Raw genomic sequence first — 25,738 nt, forward strand, 5'->3', positions numbered from 1 at the left:
AGTGATCTTACTCTCACTTTAAACATTCCAATTTATCATATAGCTGATATCTCTTACAAAATTGTAAGGGATCACTCTTTTATTCGATGTGATCGGAAGTTTTAAAGAACAATCTTTCCAAACCCTGATATCCATCCAGACTCCAACTCTTTTACCATTGATATGCTATAGTTTTTGAAATTTTATAAGATCAACTGCTTTTTCAGCTGTGGCACCTATAATAAAAAAAATAGCCTTCTATGCTTACGCAGCCTATATTTAACAGGGGTTGAAAATAAATATAATCATATATTGTTATAATTGTCAAAAGGAGTGCTTTGGAGTTATCACCAGTCTTAAATTAATCTGCAGATGTCCCTATTTTGCTTCAAGCTAAATAGAGTAAAGACCATTATTGATGGGAAAGCACAGGGTGAATATCATAAAGTTTCAAAACCTGCCATTGAACCTTATTGATCATACCTTGTTTCAGGAGAAAAAGATCATGGACAGTTTTATGCAATGTGCCATTGAGGAGGCAAAGAAAGGACTTGCTGAGGGAGGTATTCCCATAGGGTCCGTACTTGTAAGGAACGGGCAGATAGTTAGCCGGGGCCATAACATGAGGGTACAGGAAAACGATCCCTTGGCGCATGCTGAGATCGTCTGTATACGCAATTCAGGACGCCTTGGTAATTATAGTGATACTATCCTTTACTCAACACTGATGCCCTGTTATCTGTGTGCAGGTGCTGCTGTTCAGTTCGGTATAAAAAAAGTCATAGTAGGAGAGTCCGAGAATTTCCCAGGGGGTCCTGAATTTATGAGGGAACACGGGATAGAGGTAACAGATCTAGGCATCTGCGAGTGCATAGAAATGATGAAAAGATTCATCAAGGACAGACCGGACCTCTGGTATGAGGATATAGGAAAATGAATATGTCACAACCTGTGTATATGTCTCGTGACTTTACATGCCTAAAAAATGAAAAATTTACTGCTTTTAAATTTATTTCTCTATTTGTACAAGTTCCTCTGTTAGATCTTCACTGAGATCAGCATATAAGAAATCTGCAGTTGCTGGAAACTGGAGGTAGAAACCATCGGTAATATCTATTTCTATGTTCCCTGATCTGATCATATATTCCAGAACATGACCTCCTGTACTTCCATTACTGTTAATGAAGTGAAGGTGATAGCCCGGAACGTTTACATTTCCAACATACTCCGAAAGCCAGAAACCCACTATTGTACCAGAGACATTTTCAAATTCAAATGTGGGCTGGTCCTTTGTAACTTCTGCAAGTCTGGGGTATGGTTTCTCCTGCGCAGGAACACTACGTGTCTTCATGTAACTGAAATCACCATCTATTCTTATGGCATACATCAGGTTCCTGCTCGGCATTAAAGTTCCAATATATCTGTTAAGTTCCGTATTGTTCATTTCCCGGTCTGTAGTTCCAGATATATCGTTCTCGAATTTTGTCACAGTTGCAAACGGTGTTTTTACAGAGTCTTTTACCCTGTATGCCACACCATCAGCCTTCACCTGGTAGACAATACCATCCAGTAACACCATTTCCCCGTCAAGATCATTGAATGTCCCAAGGCCAAGATCACCATGTTGTTTTAATTCGGCTACTGTCAGATCTCCCTCATACATACCTGCCAGCAATGCATCGATAGTTGATATCTGGTATATGACATCAGTACCATATTCTTTAATACCTGGTTCTTTTTCTGTGCCTATGCAGCCTGAAGAACAGACTGAGATAAGAAACAAAAAGCATATCATTTGAATTATTGATCTTCTCATAGGGATCATTAATAAGTAGTATATCAATGGATATATCTTTGACCAGATTTTTTGTGGTCCAATTAACATATCGGTTTTTTACAGAGCCGGAAAAAGGATAATATAACAAAAATATCTGGTTTTGCTGTTTGTTCTGCAAAAACTTATATACCTACATTGCATGTTAATCTTTGCTTTTAGAGTGTAACTGTTTTGAGAAGATAAGGCTTTTAATGGTATTACTTTGTAACTGCTATTTTCCGTATGCTTCCAGCAAGTGCACCTTTTAGCTTATTTGAAAAGGAAGTGAAATAGTTGTTCAACACAAACGAATCAACTTCTCCAGTTGATGCTGGAAAGGAATATGAAGTAACCATAGAGGATATTGCAAAAGAAGGCGATGGAATTGCCAGAGTAAGCGGTTTCGTAATCTTCGTTCCGGGCACATCCGTGGGAGATGAAGTAACCATAAAGGTCACTAAGGTCATGCGCAAGTTCGCATTTGGTGAAGTTGTAGAGTAATCTGACCCAGATGTTAAGGAAGATCAATTCTTTTGATTTTCCTTATATTTTTCTTTTTTTAAATATCCAAAAAAAGCATATTGAAGGTGGCTTCGGATTATTTAAGGTAGCCCTTACGTGAAAGCCAGTCTACCTGCGGTCTGGTATATCTCCAGATTACATCGGCTTTTGAATCCTGTACTTCCCAGGGGGTAGCAATGACCAGATCGCCTTCTCTTACCCACATACTTTTTTTCTTGGATCCGGGAATCCTGCCCATACGTATAATACCATCCATGCACTGTAATCTCACGCGATTAGCACCAAGCAGACTGGATACCGTAGCAAATACTTCATTATCTCTTTGGCGAGGGGTACGGACTTTTGTTACCTGTTCAGGGACGGTACTTTTATTTTGTGCATTCTTCTTGCGATTATTGCTTCTATAATTTGCCAAACTGATTCCTCCATTTTATATTTTCATATAGGGTAACAGATGCGCTTTATAATGTAAGAAGTTCCACAGGATTTTCAGAGATGCCACACACATCACCTATGATCACTTCTGAGATTAAGCGCCTTCAGAACAAAACTATAAATTTCATTCAGAAAAAGACAATCTTCAATGATAATTATACAACTTTACTCTGATAATATATACATTAACATAACTGTCCTAAACTATATAACTTGAACGCATAAGGGGACTGGCAACAGTTAAATAAACCCTCTTGCTTATGCGGCAGGAAGAACTACCATAAATTAAATTAAACCCGGTGTTTCAAGACACAGTACTGATGATCAGGTGCAGGTCAAGAACATGAACATAGATATGAATATCAGCTAAGGAGAGATCATCATTTTAATAAAGATACCTTATGACCAGGAACATATTGACCTGGATGTCACTATTCCTCACGAGATTATTACTCCGACCCATGTAAAGGTCGACAACGAGTCCGAAATAATAGTTCAGGCTCTGGAGGAACCTGTTGGGATGGAGTCTTTTGCCAGTTTTACAAGCAAGAGCGATAAGTTACTGGTCCTTGTGAACGATGCCACCCGCCCCACTCCCACATCAAAGGTGCTCAGAGCACTATATCCTCTTTTAAAAGATCATCCTGATGTAAAATTTCTGATCGCCACCGGAGCACACAGAGGACCTACAGATGATGAGCTGAGATATATATTTGGTGAACTGCTTGACGAATTCCGCAACATTATACATGTGCATGATGCACGTAAAGATGAAGATATGGTATATCTGGGAGAATCAAGTAACGGAACCGAGATGTATCTGAATAGGCTTGTAACTGAAACCAAGAACATCCTCGTGATAGGAAGTGTGGAACCACATTACTTTGCAGGCTATACCGGAGGCCGAAAGTCCTTCCTTCCCGGGGTTGCTGCCTACAAAACCATTGAAATGAACCACATGCATGCTCTTTCAGACAAAGCTTCTCCACTTGCTCTGGAAGGAAATCCGGTAGCAGAGGATATGGAAGATGCCATGAAAGTATTGAAGGACCTGCGCATATTCTCCATACAGACTGTCCTGACAGCGGATCATGGACTATACGCCATGGTAGCAGGGGATCTCAAACTGTCTTTTGAGCTTGCAGTGAAAAAGGCAAATGAGGTTTTCTGTACTCCCTGCAGACAAAGAGGGAACATAGTCCTGACAGTAGCTCCTTATCCCATGGATATCGACCTGTACCAGTCCCAGAAAGCTCTGGAAAACGGAAAGCTGGCACTGGAACAAGGCGGGATCATAATACTTGTTTCAAAATGCAGGGATGGAGTCGGAGACGACACTTTCCTTAAACTGCTTTGCTGTGCCCAGACTCCAGAGGATGTTATGCAGAAGATAGCTGAAGGATACAAGCTTGGTTATCATAAAGCTGCCAAGATGGTACAAATAGGAATGCATGCCCAGATGTGGGCAGTCTCAGACCTTGATACCGATACCCTGAAAATGGCCAGACTTAAGCCTCACACAGACCTTCAAGAAACCTTTGATATGGCGATAGCTACCATCCGCGCTAAAGGCAAGGAACCATATGCGGTGATCCTGCCACAGGGCAGCCTGACAGTGCCTCTTGTCAAATGACGGGACCTATGTGCTCTCTCTTTTGTCGGGAGCCATAACTTTTTCAAGGCTATTTTATATACATGGGTTCTGTTATTCTAAGTAACTGAAGCAATGATACGGTTTTGCTGATCCCCTAATTTTATAGCAGTGGGTTTGCATTCAAGAAAGATTGCAGGATCAAAGTGATTAATTAATATGACTAAATTTGAGAGTTTCAAAGCATTCAATCTATCCCAGAGCATGCTGGATGTTCTGGAAAAGAAAGGTTTTTTCAAGCCCACTCCCATCCAGATACATGTGATCCCTCCCCTAATGAAAGGAGACAGGGATATTATCGGTCAGGCGCAAACAGGTACAGGCAAGACTGCTGCATTTGGCATACCCATTATTGAGAAACTGAAAGCAAATACAGGTTCCATACAGGCTTTAGTCCTCACCCCTACAAGAGAACTGGCACTTCAGGTGTCTTTAGAACTTGAATCTCTCAAAGGTGATAAGGACATTACAGTAGTGCCTTTATATGGTGGCCAGACTATCAAGAACCAGCTTAAAATATTAAAATCCGGAGCCGACATAGTGGTAGGTACTCCGGGAAGGATTATCGACCATCTGAAAAAAGGGAACATAAAACTGGATTCGATCTCCTATCTTGTACTTGATGAAGCTGATGAAATGCTTAACATGGGTTTCATAGAAGAAGTTAAGGAGGTCTTCAGGAGCACAAATGAGAACAAGCAAATGCTGCTTTTCTCAGCAACCATGCCCACTCCTATACTAAAGCTCGCTAAAAAGCACATGAGGAACCATGACTTTGTTTCGGTGTCACAGGACGACCTCATTGCAGAGTTCACTGATCAGGTCTACTTGGAACTTGCGGAAGAGCAAAAGTTTGAGGCTTTATGCAGGCTTATAGACATAAACTATGGTTTTTACGGGCTTGTCTTCTGTAATACTAAAAGTGATACAATTGACATATCCCGGAGACTGACTGAAAGAGGCTATGCTGCTGATGCTCTTAATGGGGATCTTACCCAGGATCAGAGGGAAGGCATTCTTAAGAAGTTCAGAACCCAGGGGCTCAATATTCTTGTGGCTACAGATGTAGCTGCAAGAGGAATAGACGTATTGGAACTCACTCATGTGATCAATTATTCCTTACCTCAGGATGCCGAGTCCTATGTCCACAGGATAGGCCGCACAGGCAGAGCCGGAAAACAGGGTACTGCGATCACATTTGTTACCCCCGCTGATTCAAGACGGTTCGAATCTTTCGTAAGAACTGCAAATGCTGATGTCAGGAAGGAAAAGCTGCCATCTGCAAAAGAGGTTGTAACTGCCCGTACTAAAAATTTTAAATATGATGTCGGAGAGATCATCAAAACCGGAGAGTACCAGGATTTCCTGAAAATGGCGAACGAACTGCTGGACAGACACCAAGCCAGTACTGTGGTTGCGTCCCTTCTTAAATATTATTTCCAGAATACTCTGAAAGAAGAGCATTATCCTGAACCTGATGCCGACAGTTCAAAGGCAGATACTGGAAAGATACGACTTTTTGTAGCCATAGGCGATTATGAAGGTATGACCCCTGAAAAAATGCCAGAGTTCCTGAGCAGGGAATCAGGTATAAATGATCTGCAACTTGAGACCATTGAAGTGTTCTCCAAGTTCTCTTTTATCACAGTTTCAAAAAATCAGGCTGATATGCTGCTTAAGAGATTTGCCGATATGAGAAAACGGAACCGGCCCTTCGTGGAACTGGCAATGAACAGTAATGTAAGGGATAACAGGAAGAAATAAACTGCCTATGGCGACTCAGATCCCATCTTGTCAGAAAATTTTTTAGTAACTTTTTTCTTTATACTCCCTGAGTTTTCGGGGACTGACTTGCATTCCTTTGTATTTTTTCTTTTCAAGTCTTTTCAGTCCTATTTCTGTCTTTTCTGACTGGAATGCAAGTTCTGCATTCAATTTATGGTAACTGTCCACTCTTTCCTTTGCAATGCTTCCTTCCTGGACTGCTTTTTGGACCGCACACCCCGGTTCCTGATCATGTGTACAGTCTTTGAAACGACACTTTTCAGCTACTCTGACAATATCAAAAAAAGCTTTTTCTAACCCATCGTAACTATCCCCGAGCTGGATCTCCCGGATACCCGGATTATCAATAATTACTCCTCCGTTTGGTAGCAGGAATAATTGCCTTACTGTGGTTGTATGTCTACCTTTTTCATCATCTTCCCGGATATCCTTTGTTTTCTGGACAGATTCATCAAATAATGCGTTTATCAGTGTGGATTTTCCAACACCTGATGATCCTACAAGTGCCACAGTTTTACCTGGCGCAATATAATTCTCAAGTTTATCCAGACCTGCTTTTGAAAGGGCACTGATAGCAATAACAGGAACATCACCTGCAATAGTTCTTATTTTATCAACAGCTTCAGTGGGTTTATCTGTAAGGTCTGCCTTATTCAGTACAATTACCGGTTTTGCACCCGATGCATATACAACCGTGAGGTAGCGTTCAATTCTTCGCAGGTTAAGGTCTTTTCCTGTTGCTGTTATAATAAAAATAGTATCTATATTTGCAGCAATTACCTGCTCTTCATTGTTATCGCCTGCAGCGCCTCTTGAAAGACATGTTTTTCGGGGTAAGACATTGACTATTATGTAAGAATTAATTTCTTCCTGGTTAAGCAAAACAACAAAATCGCCCACTACAGGCTGTTTACCAATTCGTAAAAGTGCACCGGATAATCCGGCTTTGATGATGGTGCCTGAAATGAGAACTTCCCAGTTGGTTTTATGTCTTGACACAATTCTTCCGGCTATGTACGGATCTTTGTAGACAGAAAAAGCTGATTCAAGTGCTTCATCCCATCCCGGAATTGTTGTCTTGTCAGCAAGATCTGAACATATTGGAAGTGAAGGCATATATATCAAGAATTCTTTTCCGGGTATCCTTAAGTAATTTGCGGCAGATTATTTTAAACCCAATTTGACATATGCCTAGACCAAAAGAACTTTAATATATTTTCATCATGTCCCTTTATGGTAACATAATCAATCCAGATGACCTTCTTGATGTACAGATGGAACTTGCTGACATTTCCCGCGAAGGTGGTACCCTTTTTGTCAAAGAATATAGGATAAGAACAAAGTCAGGAGAGCAGAGGTGGGTGGAAGAGCAGACGTTCATCCAGCGTAACGATGCAGGAATTGTGACCCATTACCAGGGTGTCATCCAAGATATTACAGCAAGAAAGAAAAGCGGAAACTAAATGAAATATTCAAAAACTTGTCTGATCTCTTAAGCCTAAAACTTCCTAATAGGCACTTTTAGACACTGTGTGTCCCTAGTTATGATTTGCTACATACTCTTCGTGGAACATCCTGACAACCAGCAGGAAATAAGATAGCAAAAGCGGCCCCACCACCAAACCAATGAGTCCGAACAGGTTGATACCAATGATAATACCCAGCAGAGAGATCATGGGATGAAGGGAACCAAGTTTTTTTTGAATGAACGGCCTTACAAAGTTGTCCATGGTACTTACCAGAATTCCTGCAATGAGAATACCCACTGCAGCAAAGTAATCTTGCTGAAGGAGCTGGATAATGACTGCAGGAATCCATACGACCGTGGCGCCTACTAGGGGGATGAAGGACAAAAGCGCTGCAAGAGCACCCCAGAGGATTGCACCCTGTATACCCAGCAAGAGAAAGGCTACAGTGAGCAGCCCTCCCTGGATAATAGCTATAATGAGGGAAGAAACAAGAGTGGTTTTGACGATCACTCTGAACTCTTCCAGAAGTTTGTCAGAATTTTCCCTGTTGAAGGGAATAGCTGAATATACACTCTTCACAAAATCCGAATCTTCTTCTGTGAAAAGATAATACAAAAGGAAGGACATTATAGTGAATTCTATTAAACGCTGGCCTATACTTTGTACCGCACTAAGCAGCATCACACTACTATAATTGGCAATGGCAGAAGCCACTTCTATGACCTTTGTCTTTATATCAAGATTTATAGGCAATTGTTCAAGATGCAGGTTCTCCAGGAAACTGCGCACAACTTCAGCATAGATAGGAATGGAGTTGATATACTGTAAAACGTTCTGTATTTCCGTGGCTATGGTAGATATCAGGAAATATAAAGGCACCAGTATGAGAACGAAGGATAGGAAAATGGTCATAAGAGCGGAAATGCTTCTTGATAAATGACCCCTCCTGACCATAAAATGATATAAGGGACGCAGGATTACAAAGATTATGAATGCTCCCAGGAATGCATTGATATATGGCAACAGAGCATGTATAAGCACAGCTGCGAGCACAGCCAACATCAAAAGCGCCATTGCCATCTTAAAGGGGCGTTCCATACGTGGTATTATGCACGAATAGTATAAAATAGTAACAGTTAGCCTGAAATAATTTGACTAAAAATAGTTGCATTGGAATAGAAATAAAGGAACGCAGAACACTGCGATCCTTATGATGCGGTTTATTTGCTTTTTTCCTCCGTTTCCAGTACTTTCATAGTGATCTTCATGACAGAATCGGGATTAAGGGATATGGAGTCTATGCCTTCCTTTACAAGGAACTCTGCAAATTCCGGATAATCGCTGGGTGCCTGGCCACATAGTCCACTATGCTTTCCATTGCGTTTAGCTCCCTGTATTGCCATGGAGACAATTTTCATAACACCAGGATCCCTTTCGTCAAAGGAGGTGGCAAGGATCTCAGAATCCCTGTCAACTCCCAGGGTAAGCTGGGTAAGATCATTGGAGCCTATGGAGAAACCATCGAAGTACTTGCTGAACTCGTCCACGAGCAGGATGTTGTTAGGTATCTCGCACATGACATAGACCTGCAGATCGTTCTCTCCTCTCTTAAGGCCGTTCTTCTCCATCTCTGCGATAACCTGTTTTGCTTCTTCCACCCGGCGGCAGAAGGGTATCATCAGGATGAGATTAGTAAGGCCCATCTCATCCCTTACTTTCTTCATTGCGAGGCATTCCAGGGCAAAACCTTCGCGATACCTATCATCATAGTAACGGGAAGCTCCTCTGAATCCTAACATGGGATTACTTTCTTCGATCTCGAAGTATTTACCACCCAGGAGGCTTGCATATTCGTTGGACTTGAGATCGCTCATGCGCACTACTACTGGTTTAGGATAGAAGGCCGCAGCGATCGTCCCCACTCCCTGAGCCAGCTTTTCAACAAAGTAATCGGCCATGTTGATATAGCCCCTGGCCAGTTGTCTGATGAGGGAAAGAGTGGTTTCGTCCTTTACTTTTTCCGGATGCACCAGAGCCATGGGATGCACCTTAATATAGCTCGTGATTATGAACTCCAGCCGTGCGAGCCCGATACCGTCGTTAGGGATCATGGAAAGGGAAAAAGCTTCTTCCGGATTGCCGAGGTTCATCATTATTTCAGTACGGGGACGCTTGAGGCCTTTTAGGTCAATTGTTTCCACATGGAAAGGCAGGATACCGGCGTATACCCGGCCTACATCTCCCTCTGCACAGCTTACGGTTGCTTCTGTGCCGTTGATCAGGTGTTCCGTTGCGTCCTCTGCACCCACCACTGCAGGGATGCCTAACTCCCGGCTCACAATGGCTGCATGGCATGTTCTGCCACCTTTGTTAGTGACTATAGCAGCAGCTGTCTTCATGATTGGTTCCCAGTCAGGGGTCGTGGTATCGGCCACAAGGACCTCACCTGGAATAAACTGCGGCAGCTGTGAGACGTCAGTAATGACACGGGCTTTGCCGGCAGCTATCTTGCCTCCCACGCTCCTGCCTTCTACAAGTACCTGACTGCGTTCATCCAGATAATATGTTTCCAGGACATCACGCGACCTGTGGGCCTGCACTGTTTCCGGCCTGGCTTGCACTATGAAGAGCTCGCCTGTTATGCCATCTTTGGCCCATTCTATATCCATGGGTACGGGCTTGCCTGCCTTGCGGGAATAATAGTCCTCTATGGTGACTGCATATCCGGCCAGGGTCAATATTTCCTCGTCATTTATGCAATACCTGCGCCTTTGGGATTCGGGAACTTCCACATTACGCGTCTGGACCTTGGAATCCCCATGGCCGTAGATCATCTTTATATCCTTGCTGCCCAGCTTTTTCTGGACAATAGGCCTGTACCCTGCTTTGAGAGTGGGTTTGAAAACATAGAACTCATCAGGATTAACAGCTCCTTGCACAACGTTCTCCCCCAGGCCGTAAGCACCTGTGATGAAAACCACGTCATTAAAGCCGCTCTCCGTATCAAGGGTGAAGATCACGCCACTGGAAGCAAGGTCTGAGCGTACCATCTTCATGATGCCGATGGAAAGGCCTACCTTGAAGTGATCGAAGTTGTTCGTGACACGATACGATATGGCCCTGTCTGTGAAAAGGGAAGCAAAACAGCGGATGCACGCGATTTTCAGGGCCGGATAGCCATGCACGTTGAGATATGTTTCCTGCTGGCCGGCGAAAGAGGCAAAGGGAAGGTCTTCGGCAGTAGCAGAACTGCGGACTGCGACATCGGTATCAGGGCCATACTCCTGGCAGAGCTTATCGTAGGCAGCTTTGATCTGCGCCCACAGATCATCAGGGATACCTGCCTCGAGAATGATGTCTCTTGCTTTGCTGCCTCTTGTGGCCAGGTCCTTTACATTGCTTATATCAAGGCCCTCCATGGTCTTCCTGAGCTCATCGAGAACACCTGCGGCTTGCAGCATGTGCCAGTAGGCATCTGCGGTGATAGCAAAACCATTGGGTATTTTGATGCCTTCGTTTTGCAGTTCCCTGTACATTTCCCCGATGGAAGCGTTCTTCCCTCCCACCTCAGGTATATCCTCGATACTTATTTCTCCGAACCAGCGAATGTATCTTGCAGCCGATGTTGTATTCATGAGATCCCCCATTTACTTTTCTTATATCTGTATGTTAATAGGCTGGCTATCTGCGATAAATATTTATTCCTTAATTTAAACATAGGGTTTTAGGGACCAAATATGTGCCTTATGTGCAGCTAATATTGATGCTAGTGTTATACGGCTGTTTATCTGCACTTCGGCTTGTGAGGACAAGATGGATGTATACCTTTGGCTTTTGGGTATACATGTCGGCCCATGTAAAGCACGCTGATTATCATTTAAACAAAGTAAAAATTTCATAGTAGTGATCTTATGGGTTCAGAACTTGACGATAAAAAAATACTGATGGTGGTTGCTCAGGATAACTTCAGAGATGAAGAGTATTTAGAACCGAGAGATGTCCTGGAAGATGCAGGGGTTAGCATTACCGTTGCGAGCAACAGTACAAAAGAGGCCTATGGGGCGCTTGGAGCAAAGATAAAGCCCGACATCAGCATCAAGGATGCCATCATGGCCGAATTTGACGGGATTGTTGTTGTCGGTGGCGGCGGTTCCAGGGAACACCTCTGGCCCAACAAGGATCTTCAAAGGCTGGTGAAGGATGCGTTCGATCAGGATAAGCTCGTAGCTGCAATATGTATCTCACCGGTGATCCTTGCCAGGGCGAAGGTCCTGGAAGACAGGGATTGTACGGTGTTCAAGGACAAGGAATGTATTGCAGAGCTTGAGAAGTACGGCGGCCATTACCAGGATACGGATGTAGTGGCTGACGGGAACATTGTCACCGCAAGGGACCCGAAGGCAGCCGAGAAGTTCGGACATGCGATAGTGGAACAGCTCGCAGCAGAAGATTGAACGTAATCGTTTTTGATTACAGTTCATTTACTTCTTCTCATTTACTTTTTTATTCTTTTTTTCTGCATCCTGCAGTAGATCTAACTAAAGAGGATTTCGATTAAAACTCTTTTTGATCTATTTATACAATTTTTATCAACGCTAAGGCGCAAAGAAATAATAACAATCAACAAGCTTTGCGTCCTCACGACCTTGTGTCTTTGCGTTAAAAGTGAAGATGATTTGATCCCTGTGTTCATCTGATCTATGTGTCCATTATGGTCCAATAGTTATTGGAATAAGGGACGATAGGTGATCCTCCAAGCCCGTAAATTGAATGACCCAATTATGCAACAGTTTTAAGTTACAATCGCTACACATCGACCTGCATCAGGTCTTCTGCGATATGCACTTCTCCGGGGAAGACAGTGCGGATGTGGTCTATGGCTTCCTGCTCGTGTCCCTGCATGTGCGGGTACAGATGGGTCAGGTAAAGCCTGTCCACGTGCAGGGGGTGCTGTGAGATGTGGGATGCGAGCATATCCGGGGTGGTGTGGTTGTCCACTTCAAAACCCAGGGGGAAGGAGCATTCGTATACCAGGACGTGCGCTCCCCGGGCGAGCTCTGTAAAGCTGTCACAGGGTTCTGTGTCACCAGTGTACACAGCGATCCTGCCGGCTTGCTCCACTCTGTAACCAATAGTAGTTACACTGTGGCATCCGTGTGCGGTGTTTATGGTGCAATCCGCCACTTTGAGCACAGTTCCACCTGTAAGTTCGGTGATATTAACCTGCAGCCTGTCCTTAAGGTAGGGGTACAGTGCCATGAGCTTATCGAACCATTGCGCTGTGCCCACAGGACCGTAGATGTGCGTCTGCGTGAGCCCTACCAGCCAGTTGGCCTTGATGAGCCCCAGCACATCGGACACATGGTCCAGGTGCAGATGTGTCAGGAAGATGGTATCTATGTCCCGGTGGTCATAGCCGCTCTCGTAGATCCGCTGCAGTATCCCGCATCCGCAGTCAAAGAGCAGGGGTTTTTTCTTCCCGCCTGCCTCTACCTCAATGATCAGTCCGGACTGCGCCCTTGCCTGCGGGATGCCTGTCCCTGTGCCTAAGAACGTGAGTTTCATAGGTAGAAGAATAAGGCTTAAGTAACTTAACTTTAATTATGGGGTAATTTATACTGGAACAAATCCGGCACAACCTTATTCTTCATGCGAGGGTCGCCCAGCTGGTCAAAGGCGCCAGACTTAAGATCTGGTATCGAAGGATTTCGTGGGTTCAAATCCCATCCCTCGCATGTGGTTTTCTAGTAATATTTTAATTAACAGTTCCTTTTTTAAACCCAAATTACTGAGTTCAGTTGAATAAACTTTAGTAAATGTTTTATATTAACATCTATATTCTATCTCACAAAGAACTTGTTGAGTTTAAAACATCTAAACTTTCCGAAGTTGATATAATGACTTTTATGCCGGTTCATTAAGATGATTACAATCTGAATACTGGAAGGCATTAATTATGAGTGATATTGAAAAGCAATTGTGGAAAACTGCAGACAAACTCCGGAAAAATATTGATGCCGCTGAGTATAAACACATAGTTCTGGGTCTGATCTTCCTGAGATATATCTCGGATGCCTTTGATGAGTTATATGAAAAACTGCAGCAGGGGGAAGGGGAGTACGCTGGTGCGGACCCTGAGGACAGGGATGAATACAAAGCCGAGAATGTCTTCTTTGTGCCTGCAATCGCCCGCTGGTCATATCTGCAGGCAGAAGCCAAAAAACCGGAAATCGGTAAAGCTGTTGACAATGCAATGGATGTCATCGAAAAAGAGAATCCGTTGCTCCGGGGCGTCTTGCCTAAGGTATATGCAAGAGGTAATCTTGATCCTGCAAATCTTGGTGGTCTGATCGATCTGGTGAGCAATATCGCTCTCGGAGATGCAAAAAACAGGAGTGCCGATGTTCTGGGCCATGTTTTCGAGTATTTCCTTGGTGAGTTCGCCCTTGCGGAAGGAAAGAAAGGCGGGCAGTTCTACACTCCCAGAAGCGTAGTTGAGTTACTGGTAGAAATGCTGGAGCCTTACAATGGCCGGGTATTTGATCCATGCTGCGGTTCAGGTGGCATGTTCGTGCAGTCGGAGAAATTCGTTGCCGACCATCAGGGGAAGCTGAACGATATATCGATCTACGGACAGGAGAGCAACCAGACGACGTGGCGGTTGGCAAAGATGAACCTGGCCATCAGGAGCATTGACAGTTCCCAAGTCAAATGGAACAATGAAGGCTCTTTCCTCAATGATGTTCACAAAGACCTGAAAGCGGATTATGTCATAGCCAACCCGCCGTTCAATGACAGCGACTGGAGCGGCGATCTGCTGCACAAGGACGGCAGGTGGAAGTATGGTATCCCGCCGGCCGGGAACGCCAATTATGCCTGGATACAGCACTTCCTCTATCATCTTGGTCCGAGCGGCCAGGCAGGTTTTGTCCTGGCTAAGGGTTCTCTGACATCCAAATCATCGGGCGAAGGGGATATCAGAAAAGAGCTCGTGGAAACACGCCTGGTGGACTGCATAGTGAACCTTCCACCGAAGCTGTTCCTGAATACCCAGATCCCGGCCAGCCTCTGGTTCCTGAGCAGGAACAAGGCCAACGGCAGGTACAGAAACAGGACGGATGAGATCCTGTTCATCGATGCACGGAACATGGGACACCTGATAAACCGCAGGACCCGCGAATTCTCACCTGAGGACATACAGGAGATTGCGAGCACCTACCATAAATGGCGCAATCCGGAAGGCAATTACGAGGACGTGAAAGGATTCTGCAATTCAGCCCCCATCGCACGTGTGCGTGAGTTGGATTACGTGCTGACGCCCGGCCGCTATGTAGGACTGCCGGACGACGAGGATGATTTTGACTTCAATGAGCGCTTCACCGCCCTGAAAGCCGAGTTCGAGGAGCAGCTGAAAGAGGAAGAGAGACTGAACCTGCTGATCGCCGGGAATCTGAAAAGGGTGAAGCTTGAATGACCAGGAATGAATTGATGGTCGACGGGGAATATGAAATTTTAAGGTCACAAATTGCGACCTTAGAGAATGATGAAGAATTTTCAAATTGGAAATCACAGATTGTGATGTCCGATGAAGACTGTGGTATCGCAATATGCGATACCTTCAGAACAGCTTCCATGCGTTTTTCTGAAAGACTCTGGAAAAGAGGGTTCGTATTCTCGAAGATGGATAGTGAATGCACAATGATCGACGCTGAAAGGAAGGAATGCACAAAAAGATGAATATTTTGTGCACATTATAATTTGAATGCACAGGTGTTGCGCAGGTAATCAATGGGCCAGAGGTTGAAGCGATGGGTGGAAGTGAACTGATAGTACCGGAACAGATCCAAAGCCGGATCTACACGATTCGAGGCTTACAGGTGACGCTGGATGAGGATCTGGCAGCTCTCTATCATGTTGAGACCAGAGTATTGAACCAAGCGGTCAAAAGGAACAAAGACAGGTTTCCGGAGCAGTTCTGTTTTCAACTGACCACCGGGGAATATGAGCGTTTAAGATCACAAATTGTGATCTTAGAGAATGATGAAGAATTTTCGAACTGGAAATCACAGATTGTGATGTCCGATGAAGACCATGGCATCGCAAAATGCGATACCTTCAAAACAGCATGCGGGCGCGTTTCTGAAGAATTTGGGTTTCAACTGTCTGCAAAGGAATACAATAATTTAAGGTCGCAAAATGCGACCATAGAACACGTTTTTAAAAAAGAATACTTTAATTTCTCAAAAAGTTGTACTGCTTCCGGTCTGTACTGGATGAAATTGCGAAGCAACCTGCTACGCAATATTGCGAGGCTGGAGGGGATGAAGTGACGGGGGAGTGGAAGGAAACTGAACTTGGTGATATTCTCGTTGAAAAAGGATATATTCGTGGTCCTTTTGGTTCCTCTCTTAAGCGTGGAGAAATGAAAGATTCTGGGGTACCGGTCTACGAACAGAAAAATGCAATATACAATAGTCGTGATTTCCGATTCTTTATAGATGAGGATAAATTTCACGAACTTAAAAGATTTCAAGTAAGGACGAATGATTTGATAATTAGCTGTTCCGGTACAGTTGGCAAAATCTCAATTATTAAAGAAGAAGATCCAAAGGGAATAATTAGCCAAGCATTACTAACTTTGAGGGTAAATACAAAAAAAATAGAACTCTTATATCTATATTATTTTTTATCTTCAAGGCAAGGGTTTGCATTACTCACACAAGCTTCCCATGGTTCTGTTCAGATTAATATTGCAGAAAGAAAAGTTGTTGAAAGCATTCCACTGCTTCTCCCCCCTCTCCCCGAACAGCGCGCCATCGCCTCCGTGCTTTCCAGCCTCGACGACAAGATAGACCTGCTCCACCGCCAGAACAAGACTCTTGAGGCTATGGCGGAAACGCTGTTCAGGCAGTGGTTTGTGGAGGAGGCTGATGAGGGGTGGGAAGAAGGTACATTGGGTGATGTTATTGATCTTTTTTATGGTAAAGGCTTGAAAAATGAAATAAGAACAGGTACAGGTTATCCAGTAATTGGTTCAAGTGGTATTGTTGGCTATCACTCTGAATTTTTGGTTGAAGGTCCCGGAATTGTTATTGGAAGAAAAGGCACTCTTGGAAAGGTTATTTACTTATGGGATAACTTTTTCCCAATTGACACTACATATTATGTTAAATCTAAAGTTGAATCTGCAGGATTGTTGTATGAGTACTTCTTATTAAAGACACTCAGCTTTGAAGAAATGGACTCAGATTCAGCAGTCCCTGGATTAAATAGAAACCTCGCTCTGTCTACAGAAATTAAAATTGCACCTTTAGATAAATTGAACCAGTTCAACCAATTTAGTTCAACATTCATAGATAAATTAAGAAAGAATACAAAGCAAATCCACACCCTCGAAAAAATGCGGGATACGCTGCTGCCTAAATTGATGAGCGGGGAAGTGAGGGTGGAATGTGAGGATGTGGGATAGTGATTGTACATCTTTTCAAACTTTTCTTGACACTAAACTCATTATTACTTTCTTTGCTGGTATTTCTCATTAAAGAAGACGTTGTCCTAAACCCGTTGCATCCTTACCTTTCAAATTTGCCAGCCGTAATTTCTTACCTATTGTATTTTGGATTTATTTTTCTACTTACATTGATAAGCGTTCATCTTACTAACTTCTTAGACACAGATACAATAGATAAATTGTCAATATCTGTCATTGAACCTGCCAATGATGCATTCTTGCCGAGTTATTTAGGTTATTTTTTTGTCGCTTTGAGTGCACCGAACATAGAGGTATTTCTTTATGTTTTTGGAATAATCTGCATTTTTATTTATCATTCCAGAATATCGTATTTTAATCCCATCTTTTTACTGATTGGATTTAATTTTTATTATATAAAGACTAATAACAATACTAAAATATTAGTAATAACACAAAAACAACTTAAAGAGCCAAAAAATGCGGAATTTGAGAATTTAAAGCGTATCAATAATTATACATTTATGGATATGGGAAGGCAGGTACTATGAACCATTTATTAGCAAAAATAATCGGTAGAAATGGTGCAATCTTGAAAGTCATGTCTGATGAAAGAGATTTATTTGATTTACCTGACTTATCAGATACCCATACATACACAACATCGTATACGCTTGAAGATGATGAATGGTATAAGTTGGACAATTTTTTGAGCCGTAATTATGAGAATGATCTGATTGGGACGCCATTTGATAGCACTCATTATAACCAAATAACCAGACAACAATACTCTAAAATTAATTATTTATGCAGTAAACAAGGAGATTTTTTTCTGTTTCAGAAAATGTCTTCAACTCGATTATTGAATAAAAAGTGGTTAGATATTTCAGGCGCACCGAGACTTGAAATTAATAGATCAATCATTATTCTCAATAGTTCTGTCGATGCAGCTTATAATATAAATGACGATATTCTTTATTTTAAGAATATTGCCAGAATCAAATCAATGTTCAGAGGTATTGAGGAACTTTACCGGGAAGCTACTCAAGCTGAAGTCGATGATTTTTTGAATCACAATTTTATTTCTCTGGCTGGAACATTTACTAGTGACACAGTGAAAACGTCTAATCGAAAACGTATAGCAATAGCAATTGATATATTAAACCAATTCACGGAAGATGACGAAAGACAGATTTTCCAATATATTCGTTCTTATTGTGGAGACGTTCCGGTTAACGGTGAAGCTTTTCTTGTCAGCACAGAGAATCATTTAAAAAAAATATTATACGGTATCGAGCAGAGATACTATACAACTCCGCTAGGCAATGAAAAAAGACTTGCCAATTCTACGTTGACACTAAGTAGCAGCTAATTGAAAACATAAATGAGATATTTGTAAACATGTCCACACCAGCAACCAACCATGCGGAGCCAGAAACCCATGAATAAAAACCACCTTTCCAGCAACCAGTCAGATTTCATCCTCTACACCTCAAATGACGGGAACGTAAAGGCGGAAGTCAGATTACAGGATGAAACTATATGGCTGACTCAGAAATCGATCGGTGAGCTGTTCGGAAAATCAAAAGCAACGATTAGCGAGCATATTAAAAAAATATATGCGGAAGGGGAATTACAGATGGATTCAACTGTTCGGAATTTCCGAACAGTTCAGATGGAAGGATCGAGGCAGGTGGAAAGAGACTTGGAATACTACAACCTCGATGTCATCATATCGGTTGGCTACCGTGTCAACAGTTTCCAGGCAACCCAATTCCGCATCTGGGCGACCCGGACCCTGAAGGAATACATCATCAAAGGGTTCGTATTGGACGATGAACGGCTCAAGCAGGGGAAGCAGGTTTTCGGCAGGGACTATTTCGAGGAACTCCTTGAGAGGATCAGGGAGATCCGTGCAAGCGAGCGGCGGTTCTACCAGAAGATCACCGACATCTACACACTTTCTGCGGATTATGACAAAAATGCACCGCAAACAAAGGAATTCTTTGCCACGGTACAGAACAAGCTGCACTGGGCAATCACCGGGAAAACGGCGGCAGAGATCATTTATGATTCAGCGGATGCAACAAAGTTACACATGGGCCTGACAAACTGGAAACATGCACCCGACGGGAAAATACTGAAATCCGATGTATCAGTTGCCAAGAACTACCTCGGGGAAGCCCATATCAGGGAACTGAACAGGCTTGTCTCTGCCTATCTCGACCTCGCAGAAAACCGTGCACAACGCCACATCCTCATGAAAATGCAGGAATGGAGCGAATTCCTCCATAACTTCCTTGAACTGTCCAGCTATCCGATACTGAAGGACAAAGGCAGGGTCAGCGCATTAGAAGCAAAACTGAAAGCCGAACAGGAATACGAAGAATACCGGGTAACACAGGATAAAAATTATATCTCCGACTTTGACAGAGAGGTCCGGCGCATCATGGAGAGTACGGATGACTACAACTAAGAAACTGCCCGACTACCAGACTACGGTCTACCGGACAAATGACGGGGACATCAACATTGAGGTGCTTTATGCCAATGAAAACGTCTGGCTGCCTCAAAAGCGGGATGGCAGAGTTATTCGGATGCAGTGCAGACAACATCTCGCTGCACTTTAAAAACATCTACAAAGAGAAGGAACTTGATGATACTGCAACTACCGAGGATTTCTCGGTAGTTCAGACAGATGGTAACCGATTCTGAAAGGGAAATACAGTGCATTAAAGAGGCCAGGAATGTCCATGAATAAGATCACAGAGTCCGGAATAGAAAAATTCGCCATCGAACTCCTGGAACATCAGGGATACCGGTACGTCTATGCTCCTGACATCGCCCCGGACAGCGACACTCCCGAACGGGACAGGTTCGAAGATGTGCTGTTGTTGGAGCGCCTGCGCACAGCCGTCGGCCGGATTAATCCCAACGTACCGGCAGATGCAAGGGAAGACGCCATCCGGCAGGTCCGGCGCCTGAATTCGCCAGAACTCATATCCAACAACGAGACGTTTCACAGGATGCTCACAGAGGGCATAAATGTAAGCTACCAAAAAGACGGAAATGACAGAGGCGACCTGGTCTGGCTCATTGATTTTAACGATACTGAAAATAACGAATTCCTTGTTGCCAATCAATTCACTGTCATTGAGAACGATGTGAACAAACGTCCGGATATCATTCTTTTTGTCAATGGTCTGCCACTTGTGGTTATCGAGCTCAAGAATCCCGCAGATGAGAACGCAACCGTAAGATCTGCATTCAGGCAGCTGCAGACCTATAAACAAACCATCCCATCTTTATTTGCATACAACGGTTTCATGGTCATCTCCGACGGGCTGGAAGCCAGGTCAGGTTCCCTCTCCGCCGGATTCACCCGGTTCATGACATGGAAAAGCTCGGACGGCAGAGTCGAAGCCTCACCGCTCATCGGACAGCTTGAAACACTAATTAAAGGGATGCTTGAAAAAACCACACTCCTGGATATTCTCCGGCATTTCATCGTTTTTGAAAAATCAAAAAAAGAAGACTCTACGACCGGTATCATCACCATCCGGACCGTGAAGAAGCTCGCTTCATATCATCAGTACTATGCAGTTAACCGGGCGGTGGAATCAACGCTCCGGGCATCGGGTTATGTTGCAAAGGAGAAGTGGGACTGGAATACTTTAGGTATACAGCATGAAAGTCCCGAAAGCTATGGTCTTCCCGGAGTGAAAAAACAGCCCGTAGGGGACCGCAAAGGCGGCGTCATCTGGCACACCCAGGGAAGCGGCAAATCCCTTTCCATGGTATTCTACGCAGGGAAGATCGTACTCGCAATGGATAACCCCACCATCGTGGTGATCACCGACAGGAACGATCTTGACGATCAGCTTTTTGACACCTTCGCCGCTTCAAAGCAACTCCTCAGACAAGAGCCTGTACAGGCAGAGAACAGGAACCATTTAAAAGAACTCCTGAACGTCGTATCAGGCGGCATCGTATTTACCACCATCCAGAAGTTCCAGCCCGAAGAAGGCAACGTCTACCCGCAACTCTCAGACCGGGAAAACATCATTGTGATAGCTGACGAAGCACACCGGACACAATACGGCTTCAGGGCAAAACATGTTGACGTTAAAGATGAGCAGGGAAACGTGATCGGCAAAAAGATCGTTTACGGTTTCGCTAAATACACACGTGATGCCCTTCCCAATGCCACTTTCCTTGGTTTTACCGGTACGCCCATAGAGAAAACAGACGTGAACACGCCTGCTGTTTTTGGTAATTATGTTGACATCTATGATATCTCGCAATCTATTGAGGACGGCGCCACGGTAAAGATATATTATGAGAGCAGGCTGGCAAAAGTCGCTCTGAGCAGTGAAGGAAAAAAGCTTGTCGCGGAACTGGATGAAGAGCTGGATAAAGAAGACCTTGCAGAGACCCAGAAGATCAAAGCGAAGTGGACCCAGCTGGAAGCCTTGATAGGCAGTGAAGCCCGGATAAAACAGATAGCCCAGGATATTGTAACCCACTTCGGACAACGACAGGAAGTGTTCGAAGGCAAAGGTATGATCGTTACAATGTCACGAAGGATAGCTGCCGACCTGTATGAGGAGATGATCAGAGTAAAACCGCAATGGCACAGCGACGATCTCCGCAAAGGTGCCATCAAGGTGGTTATGACCTCCGCATCCTCCGACGGTCCCAGAATATCGAAACATCATACAACTAAAGATCAAAGAAGGGTTTTGGCAGAACGAATGAAAGACCCGGAGGACGAACTGCAACTGGTGATAGTCCGGGATATGTGGCTAACGGGTTTCGATGTTCCGTGTCTCCACACAATGTACATCGACAAGCCAATGAAAGGTCATACCCTCATGCAGGCCATCGCACGGGTAAACCGCGTCTATAAAGACAAGCCCGGCAGCCTGATAGTTGATTATCTGGGAATAGCCTCCGACCTCAAGGAAGCCTTATCCTTCTACTCTGATAGCGGAGGGAAGGGCGATCCTGCTGTCCTTCAGGAAAAAGCAGTTCAGTTAATGCTTGAGAAACTGGAGATCGTATCCCAGATGTTCCATGGATTTGCCTTTGAGGATTACTTTGAAGCGGATACATCCAGAAAGCTGTCAATCATACTTGAAGCGGAAGAACATATCCTGGGTCTGGAAAATGGCAAAAAAAGGTATATTGATGAAGTAACTGCTTTATCAAAGACATTTTCCCTTGCTATCCCGCATGAACAGGCAATGGATGTAAAGGATGAGATATCGTTCTATCAGGCAGTAAAAGCCAGGCTTGTAAAATTTGACAGTACCGGCATCGGAAAAACAGACGAGGAAATTGAAACTGCGATCAGACAGGTTATTGATAAGGCCCTTGTTACCGAACGGGTGATAGATGTATTTGATGCGGCCGGGATTAAAAAACCGGATATTTCCATATTGTCAGAAGATTTCCTTGCAGAAGTCCGGAATATGGAACACAAAAACCTAGCCATGGAAGTCCTGAAAAAGTTGCTCAATGATGAAATAAGAGCCCGCACAAAGAAGAACCTTGTTCAGAGCAGGTCATTAATGGAAATGCTGGAAAATTCCATCGTCAGATATCATAACAAGGTCTTAACTGCAGCTGAGGTTATCGAGGAATTAATCAAACTCAGTAAAGAGATCAAACGGATGGACAAAGAGCCTCAGGAAATGGGTTTGTCTGAATTCGAATATGCCTTTTACACGGCAATTGCGGATAATGAAAGTGCCAGAGAAGTAATGCAAAAAGAGCAATTGAGAGAATTAGCTGTTGTTTTATTTGAAAAGGTAAAACAAAACGCATCCATCGACTGGACAATTAAAGAAAGCGTCAGGGCTAAATTAAAAGTAATTGTAAAAAGGACCCTGCGACAATATGGTTATCCACCTGATATGCAGGCACTGGCTACGGAAACCGTGCTCAGGCAGGCGGAATTGATCGCAGATGAAATAACAAAGGATGTTTAATTATCGAATAGAATATTTTTAAGTATCTAGCCCCACAGCATTGATAGCACGCAGGCACTCAGCTTCTAGCAAAGCGTAGCCGTAGTTAAGCATGGCATTAACCATGTCCCCTGCCCCTGTGGCCCTCCGGCTCGAATCAATCCTTGATTCAAAATCGTATTTCTCAGGAATGGCTTTTGAGAACTCATTCCAATATTTGTAGGCAACCCCACCTTCAACACCCATAATTTCCTGATTTTTGATATGGTGAACTCCGTTCTTTTTATTTCTCATTTTTGCGCCAATGCGTACAACTATATATACATGCTGGACAAGGCTTTAATACTTTAATTCTTATGTACATAATATCTGTATTGGATTAGTTAGTATCCTCTTTAGGATGCTGATTCAGGATCCAGATCAAAATCTTAACATAATGATCATTTATAAGGCGATATCATGAAAGTAAGCGTACCATGTATGGGAAAAGGCGGAAGCGATGACGCAGTCAGCCAGCATTTTGGAAGGGCACCTGCCTACACTGTTTTTGACACAGAGACTGGGGAATATTCCGTTGTAATGAAAAATGGTAGTGAAGGTCCTGCTGACCTGATGGCTGGAGCCGGTGTGAATGTAATGCTCTGTGGAGGTATTGGAAAGGGTGCTGCAGTGATGCTCCAGCAGAGAGGGATCGATGTTTTCCTCGGTGCATCTGGAACGATAAAAGATGCCATTGATGCGTGGGAGTCCGGTGCTCTCTCAAAGAACCAGAATGGTAACTGCGACAGCCATGAACATGATCACAATCATGACGACTGCAGTTGTAATTGCAGCTGTCACAGTCAGGTCTCAATAAGCTGAGCTGCTGCCGAAACATAAAAGAGAATTGCCACCTAATGTGGCAAACTCCATTACTGCAATACAATTGTCTGAATGCAGGCAATTGTTTTCTCCTTTTGTGCCAGATGGTTTAATCCTTAGAGAAGAACTTTCAGTTCTAATTAAGTCATTAGGATTAATTTTCCCAGTTTCTACAAGATTGATTACTGCAAGATCAACACGGAATCTGAAAGGCTCTTGAGCATAAAATTGACCATATCACCGGCTGATACTGGTCTTCTGTATTGGTCTATCCTGGAACAGAAGTCATATTTCTCAGGAATTGCCTTTTTTTAGCCATAATGACAAAGTCTAATAATTTACTTGTAAATAATATTATAGTCTGCGATCATTTAACAAATGTGCTGATGAATAAAATCAGAACATACAGAGATTTCATTGCTCATCTGTTATGGCCAAAAAAATAATATAAGGATTTTTAATACAAGCTCGGTCTCTAACTTTATTTACGATCTCTTGTTGCTTTGTTTAAAAATCAACTACCTCTCTCTACTGTAATTTGATCGTAAACTATACCTTCTGGTAATCGATCTAGTCCTTTCCTCTTGTCTGCTGGCTGTGCAAGGTAAGTTTCAAAATCTTGTTGGGTATTACTATCTGCAATAATGGCACATATATCCATCTTTACATTGGTACTATATGGCTCGCCAAGGTAGGCAGGAGAATACCACTCTCCATTATTACTACTAATTGCAGCAGAGTTAGGTTGAGGATAATAACGATTAGATGAAAGGACTACAACCCATATTGTACTTCCTTCGGGTATGTTTTTTGATGTTCCTTTCACAGTTTCTTGATAATCAACTAAAGTATTATCGTTTGGATAGGTAATTTCTACTATAGAAACTGCAGGATCATCTTTCACTGCGTAATTTGTGATATTGTCTTCTATGTTGTTATGCGGAACCACGAGAAGGTTATAATAGGTACTGTGCATTTTTCCATCAGCACCCTGACCCTTAATCTCAATTTCGTGTTTACCTATTAAAACACTTTTATCAACATTTATCATTAAATTAGAAGTATATGAGGGAGAAGCTCCTCCAATGGGTCGAATAAATGTGGTCACAACACCAGAAGGTTGCTGACTTGAACTGAGGCTAATCGATTCATCATATCCGTTTATACTCTCAACAGTGATTGATGTTTGTACTACTCCTCCCTGTTCAACTTTTCCTTCCATTGGGTCAACAGAAATACTAAAGTCCGATAATTCATCCGATAATTCATCCTGATGATTAACAAAACCAATTAGAAGCATTGCAACTAGGGTTAAAAATCCTATTAATAGAGTTAAAAGTTGATCTTTGGATAATTTTGTCCTCTTCCCTTTTTGGCTTTTAATTATGGGTGGATTTGGGTTCTTCGTTGTTGAATCTTGATTTGTGGATATATTTGTCTTCTTCACCGTGCACCAACTCAATATTTTACTTTCAATTTCTTTAATATATTCTCAATTCCAATGTAAATAGATATCGTTTAAACGTAATAAAATATAATATATAAACAAAATAGTATAAAACTGAAAGAAGGGATTTCACTCCTTCTTTCCACCAAACATATACAGTACAAATGCACTGAGACCAACGAGAGGCAGGAGTACTACAAAACCATAAGTTCTGTAGATATTGAGGCTAAGTATTCTAGGGTGTATGCTATTTCGAAGCTTACTGGTTCTACCCCCAGGGTGTTGGCCAGGTTTAAGATACTTAATGAAAACAAAACCTGAGGGCAACGAAT

The 25,738-nt window shown here is 43.1% G+C and carries 23 protein-coding genes and 1 tRNA gene; 16 read left to right on the plus strand and 8 right to left on the minus strand.

The genetic code is table 11. The features are described from left to right. Positions 1-484: 484 nt before the first annotated feature. Positions 485-916: a nucleoside deaminase gene (locus tag METHO_RS06225; RefSeq protein ID WP_015324690.1), complete on the plus strand. Its 432-nt coding sequence runs from the start codon at positions 485-487 to the stop codon at positions 914-916. A 72-nt stretch (positions 917-988) separates the two neighbouring features. Here METHO_RS06225 and budA read toward each other — a convergent pair whose 3' ends face one another. Further along, positions 989-1,795: an acetolactate decarboxylase gene (budA, locus tag METHO_RS06230; RefSeq protein ID WP_156811050.1), complete on the minus strand. Its 807-nt coding sequence runs from the start codon at positions 1,793-1,795 to the stop codon at positions 989-991. A 294-nt stretch (positions 1,796-2,089) separates the two neighbouring features. On the opposite strand from budA, the gene METHO_RS06235 reads away from it, so the two are divergent. Continuing rightward, on the plus strand, positions 2,090-2,296 hold the full coding sequence (locus tag METHO_RS06235; protein ID WP_015324692.1) for a TRAM domain-containing protein: 207 nt from the start codon (positions 2,090-2,092) through the stop codon (positions 2,294-2,296). Positions 2,297-2,393: 97 nt separating this feature from the next. Here METHO_RS06235 and eif1A read toward each other — a convergent pair whose 3' ends face one another. After that, positions 2,394-2,732, minus strand: coding sequence for a translation initiation factor eIF-1A (gene eif1A, locus METHO_RS06240; protein WP_015324693.1), 339 nt, complete (start codon positions 2,730-2,732; stop codon positions 2,394-2,396). A 414-nt stretch (positions 2,733-3,146) separates the two neighbouring features. On the opposite strand from eif1A, the gene larA reads away from it, so the two are divergent. Together larA and METHO_RS06250 are read left to right on the plus strand one after the other, a co-directional pair. Next, positions 3,147-4,385: a nickel-dependent lactate racemase gene (gene larA, locus METHO_RS06245; protein WP_281162802.1), complete on the plus strand. Its 1,239-nt coding sequence runs from the start codon at positions 3,147-3,149 to the stop codon at positions 4,383-4,385. Between the two features lie 177 nt (positions 4,386-4,562). Beyond that, on the plus strand, positions 4,563-6,167 hold the full coding sequence (locus METHO_RS06250) for a DEAD/DEAH box helicase (RefSeq protein WP_015324695.1): 1,605 nt from the start codon (positions 4,563-4,565) through the stop codon (positions 6,165-6,167). A gap of 42 nt (positions 6,168-6,209) precedes the next feature. Here METHO_RS06250 and rsgA read toward each other — a convergent pair whose 3' ends face one another. Next, positions 6,210-7,304, minus strand: coding sequence for a ribosome small subunit-dependent GTPase A (gene rsgA, locus METHO_RS06255; protein WP_015324696.1), 1,095 nt, complete (start codon positions 7,302-7,304; stop codon positions 6,210-6,212). A 107-nt stretch (positions 7,305-7,411) separates the two neighbouring features. Between rsgA and METHO_RS06260 the strand changes: the two genes are divergently transcribed. Continuing rightward, a complete protein-coding gene (locus METHO_RS06260; protein WP_015324697.1) occupies positions 7,412-7,651 on the plus strand; it encodes a PAS domain-containing protein in 240 nt (79 codons plus the stop codon). A gap of 75 nt (positions 7,652-7,726) precedes the next feature. On the opposite strand, the gene METHO_RS06265 is transcribed toward METHO_RS06260, so the two are convergent. Both METHO_RS06265 and ppsA read right to left on the minus strand, forming a co-directional pair. Next, positions 7,727-8,755, minus strand: a complete 1,029-nt coding sequence (locus METHO_RS06265) for an AI-2E family transporter (RefSeq protein ID WP_015324698.1) — start codon at positions 8,753-8,755, stop codon at positions 7,727-7,729. Between the two features lie 122 nt (positions 8,756-8,877). Then, entirely contained in the window at positions 8,878-11,292 is a 2,415-nt protein-coding gene (ppsA, locus tag METHO_RS06270; protein ID WP_015324699.1) for a phosphoenolpyruvate synthase, read from the minus strand. Positions 11,293-11,568: 276 nt separating this feature from the next. Between ppsA and METHO_RS06275 the strand changes: the two genes are divergently transcribed. Continuing rightward, positions 11,569-12,111 (plus strand): DJ-1/PfpI family protein, encoded by a 543-nt coding sequence (locus tag METHO_RS06275; protein ID WP_015324700.1) that lies wholly within the window; start codon positions 11,569-11,571, stop codon positions 12,109-12,111. Between the two features lie 352 nt (positions 12,112-12,463). Here METHO_RS06275 and METHO_RS06280 read toward each other — a convergent pair whose 3' ends face one another. Continuing rightward, positions 12,464-13,222 (minus strand): MBL fold metallo-hydrolase, encoded by a 759-nt coding sequence (locus tag METHO_RS06280; protein WP_015324701.1) that lies wholly within the window; start codon positions 13,220-13,222, stop codon positions 12,464-12,466. Between the two features lie 86 nt (positions 13,223-13,308). Between METHO_RS06280 and METHO_RS06285 the strand changes: the two genes are divergently transcribed. The 9 genes from METHO_RS06285 to METHO_RS06330 all read left to right on the plus strand — a co-directional run bounded on the left by METHO_RS06285 (position 13,309) and on the right by METHO_RS06330 (position 23,119). Further along, positions 13,309-13,392 (plus strand) — tRNA-Leu (locus tag METHO_RS06285). A gap of 221 nt (positions 13,393-13,613) precedes the next feature. Further along, positions 13,614-15,131, plus strand: a complete 1,518-nt coding sequence (locus METHO_RS06290) for a type I restriction-modification system subunit M (RefSeq protein ID WP_015324702.1) — start codon at positions 13,614-13,616, stop codon at positions 15,129-15,131. Then, on the plus strand, positions 15,128-15,394 hold the full coding sequence (locus tag METHO_RS06295) for a hypothetical protein (protein ID WP_048831078.1): 267 nt from the start codon (positions 15,128-15,130) through the stop codon (positions 15,392-15,394). Before METHO_RS06290 ends, METHO_RS06295 begins: the two co-directional genes overlap by 4 nt. A gap of 71 nt (positions 15,395-15,465) precedes the next feature. Further along, complete coding sequence (locus METHO_RS13110; RefSeq protein ID WP_015324704.1) at positions 15,466-15,987, plus strand: ORF6N domain-containing protein; 522 nt, start codon at positions 15,466-15,468, stop codon at positions 15,985-15,987. Continuing rightward, complete coding sequence (locus METHO_RS13960; RefSeq protein ID WP_015324705.1) at positions 15,984-17,126, plus strand: restriction endonuclease subunit S; 1,143 nt, start codon at positions 15,984-15,986, stop codon at positions 17,124-17,126. Before METHO_RS13110 ends, METHO_RS13960 begins: the two co-directional genes overlap by 4 nt. Positions 17,127-17,673: 547 nt before the next feature. Beyond that, entirely contained in the window at positions 17,674-18,498 is an 825-nt protein-coding gene (locus METHO_RS06315; protein ID WP_015324707.1) for a hypothetical protein, read from the plus strand. Positions 18,499-18,567: 69 nt separating this feature from the next. After that, positions 18,568-19,602 (plus strand): virulence RhuM family protein, encoded by a 1,035-nt coding sequence (locus METHO_RS06320; RefSeq protein ID WP_015324708.1) that lies wholly within the window; start codon positions 18,568-18,570, stop codon positions 19,600-19,602. A 68-nt stretch (positions 19,603-19,670) separates the two neighbouring features. After that, positions 19,671-19,841: a hypothetical protein gene (locus tag METHO_RS13640; RefSeq protein ID WP_216594297.1), complete on the plus strand. Its 171-nt coding sequence runs from the start codon at positions 19,671-19,673 to the stop codon at positions 19,839-19,841. Positions 19,842-19,873: 32 nt separating this feature from the next. Next, on the plus strand, positions 19,874-23,119 hold the full coding sequence (locus tag METHO_RS06330) for a type I restriction endonuclease subunit R (RefSeq protein ID WP_015324709.1): 3,246 nt from the start codon (positions 19,874-19,876) through the stop codon (positions 23,117-23,119). Positions 23,120-23,137: 18 nt separating this feature from the next. Here the strand turns inward: METHO_RS06330 and METHO_RS06335 are convergent, their stop codons facing one another. Beyond that, complete coding sequence (locus METHO_RS06335; RefSeq protein WP_048831079.1) at positions 23,138-23,392, minus strand: CRISPR-associated endonuclease Cas1; 255 nt, start codon at positions 23,390-23,392, stop codon at positions 23,138-23,140. A 165-nt stretch (positions 23,393-23,557) separates the two neighbouring features. Here METHO_RS06335 and METHO_RS06340 point away from each other — a divergent pair, with 165 nt between their 5' ends. Continuing rightward, positions 23,558-23,959, plus strand: coding sequence for a NifB/NifX family molybdenum-iron cluster-binding protein (locus METHO_RS06340; protein ID WP_015324710.1), 402 nt, complete (start codon positions 23,558-23,560; stop codon positions 23,957-23,959). Positions 23,960-24,473: 514 nt separating this feature from the next. Here METHO_RS06340 and METHO_RS06345 read toward each other — a convergent pair. Next, positions 24,474-25,406 (minus strand): hypothetical protein, encoded by a 933-nt coding sequence (locus METHO_RS06345; RefSeq protein ID WP_015324711.1) that lies wholly within the window; start codon positions 25,404-25,406, stop codon positions 24,474-24,476. Positions 25,407-25,738: the final 332 nt, after the last annotated feature.

Origin of the sequence: Methanomethylovorans hollandica DSM 15978, assembly GCF_000328665.1 — an archaeon.
Taxonomy (GTDB): domain Archaea; phylum Halobacteriota; class Methanosarcinia; order Methanosarcinales; family Methanosarcinaceae; genus Methanomethylovorans; species Methanomethylovorans hollandica.